We start from the raw sequence: 2,500 nt of genomic DNA on the forward strand, positions 1-2,500 counted from the left end.
CTGTATAAACGGTGCTTTTGGGTATTGAAATTGCTATTGATTTAAAAAAAATGCAAAAAGTTTAATTTTTTTTAAAAAAGTAGTTGCAATTTGGATGAGTGATGCGTATTATATGTCTTCACCGGCTGACGAGTGATGTTAACGGTGAGAAGCTAAGGCTTCTAAGATATTTAAGAGATATATTATATACAAACACTTTGTTAAAGAATTTGAGTATCAGTAGTTAGAGTCAGAATTTGAGAATTAAACTGAAGAGTTTGATCCTGGCTCAGATTGAACGCTGGTGGCATGCTTAACACATGCAAGTCGAACGGTAACAGGTCTTCGGATGCTGACGAGTGGCGGACGGGTGAGTAACGCGTAGGAATCTGCCCATCTGTGGGGGATACCAGTTGGAAACGACTGTTAATACCGCATAATATCTGCGGATTAAAGGTGGCCTTTGTGCTGCCGCAGATGGATGAGCCTGCGTTGGATTAGCTAGTTGGTGGGGTAAGGGCCTACCAAGGCTACGATCCATAGCTGATTTGAGAGGATGATCAGCCACATTGGGACTGAGACACGGCCCAAACTCCTACGGGAGGCAGCAGTGGGGAATATTGGACAATGGGGGAAACCCTGATCCAGCAATGCCATGTGTGTGAAGAAGGCTCTAGGGTTGTAAAGCACTTTAGTTGGGGAGGAAAGCTCATGAGTTAATAGCTTGTGAGAAGGACGTTACCCAAAGAATAAGGACCGGCTAACTCCGTGCCAGCAGCCGCGGTAATACGGGGGGTCCGAGCGTTAATCGGAATTACTGGGCGTAAAGGGTCTGTAGGTGGTTTGTTAAGTCAGATGTGAAAGCCCAGGGCTCAACCTTGGAACTGCATTTGATACTGGCAAACTAGAGTATGGTAGAGGAATGGGGAATTTCTGGTGTAGCGGTGAAATGCGTAGAGATCAGAAGGAACACCAATGGCGAAGGCAACATTCTGGACCAATACTGACACTGAGGGACGAAAGCGTGGGGATCAAACAGGATTAGATACCCTGGTAGTCCACGCTGTAAACGATGAGTACTAGCTGTTGGATTCGGTGTAAAGGATCTAGTGGCGCAGCTAACGCGTTAAGTACTCCGCCTGGGGACTACGGCCGCAAGGCTAAAACTCAAAGGAATTGACGGGGACCCGCACAAGCGGTGGAGCATGTGGTTTAATTCGATGCAACGCGAAGAACCTTACCTGGTCTTGACATCCTGCGAACTTTCTAGAGATAGATTGGTGCCTTCGGGAACGCAGTGACAGGTGCTGCACGGCTGTCGTCAGCTCGTGTTGTGAAATGTTGGGTTAAGTCCCGCAACGAGCGCAACCCCTATTGATAGTTACCATCATTAAGTTGGGTACTCTATTGAGACTGCCGCTGACAAGGCGGAGGAAGGTGGGGACGACGTCAAGTCATCATGGCCCTTACGACCAGGGCTACACACGTGCTACAATGGGTATTACAGAGGGATGCGAAGGTGCGAGCTGGAGCGAAACTCAGAAAGGTACTCTTAGTCCGGATTGCAGTCTGCAACTCGACTGCATGAAGTCGGAATCGCTAGTAATCGCAGGTCAGAATACTGCGGTGAATACGTTCCCGGGTCTTGTACACACCGCCCGTCACACCATGGGAGTGGGTTGCTCCAGAAGTAGATAGCTTAACGAATGGGCGTTTACCACGGAGTGATTCATGACTGGGGTGAAGTCGTAACAAGGTAGCCGTAGGGGAACCTGCGGCTGGATCACCTCCTTAACGGAAATACGAAAAAAATAGAAATAAGCTCTAATTACATATTCAAGTGATTTAGCATAGTGTTTGTAGATAATATATTTTAGTGTAAGTAAAATACGGGTCTGTAGCTCAGTTGGTTAGAGCGCACCCCTGATAAGGGTGAGGTCGGTAGTTCGAGTCTACTCAGACCCACCAGTTTTTTGGGGCCATAGCTCAGCTGGGAGAGCACCTGCTTTGCACGCAGGGGGTCAGCGGTTCGATCCCGCTTGGCTCCACCATTATTTATTTACATGAAGATAGAGATATTTAACAATTTAGTATAGAAATAGACTTAAGAAAATAAGTGCAAGCGGTGGATGCCTTGGCATTCAGAGGCGATGAAGGACGTGTTAATCTGCGATAAGCTTCGGGGAGCTGGTAAATAAGCTTTGATCCGGAGATTTCCGAATGGGGGAACCCACCTAACACAAGTTAGGTACTCACTCGATATAGAGTGTAGAGCGAACGAGGGGAACTGAAACATCTAAGTACCCTTAGGAAGAGAAATCAATTGAGATTCCCATAGTAGTGGCGAGCGAAGTGGGAAGAGCCTGGTATGATTTAGCTGTAATTATAGTAGAACAAGTTGGGAAGCTTGACGATAGAGGGTGATAGTCCCGTATACGAAATAATCACAGTGGAACTAAGCATACGAACAAGTAGGACGGGGCACGTGGAACCTTGTCTGAATATGGGGGGACCATCCTCC

Annotated in this window: 2 tRNA genes and 2 rRNA genes (1 of these 4 cut by a window edge); all 4 read left to right on the plus strand. The window is 47.2% G+C overall.

The window, feature by feature from the left end:
* Positions 1 to 245: 245 nt before the first annotated feature.
* Positions 246 to 1,773: ribosomal RNA gene (locus ACKTR7_RS09830) — 16S ribosomal RNA — on the plus strand.
* A 97-nt stretch (positions 1,774 to 1,870) separates the two neighbouring features.
* Positions 1,871 to 1,947, plus strand: a tRNA-Ile gene (locus tag ACKTR7_RS09835).
* Between the two features lie 7 nt (positions 1,948 to 1,954).
* Positions 1,955 to 2,030, plus strand: a tRNA-Ala gene (locus ACKTR7_RS09840).
* Positions 2,031 to 2,081: 51 nt separating this feature from the next.
* Positions 2,082 to 2,500 (plus strand): 23S ribosomal RNA (locus ACKTR7_RS09845) (it continues 2,468 nt past the right edge of the window).
* Together the 16S and 23S rRNA genes with 2 tRNA genes alongside form the textbook arrangement of a ribosomal RNA operon.

This window comes from Francisella sciaenopsi (assembly GCF_045862875.1).
GTDB lineage: Bacteria > Pseudomonadota > Gammaproteobacteria > Francisellales > Francisellaceae > Francisella > Francisella sciaenopsi.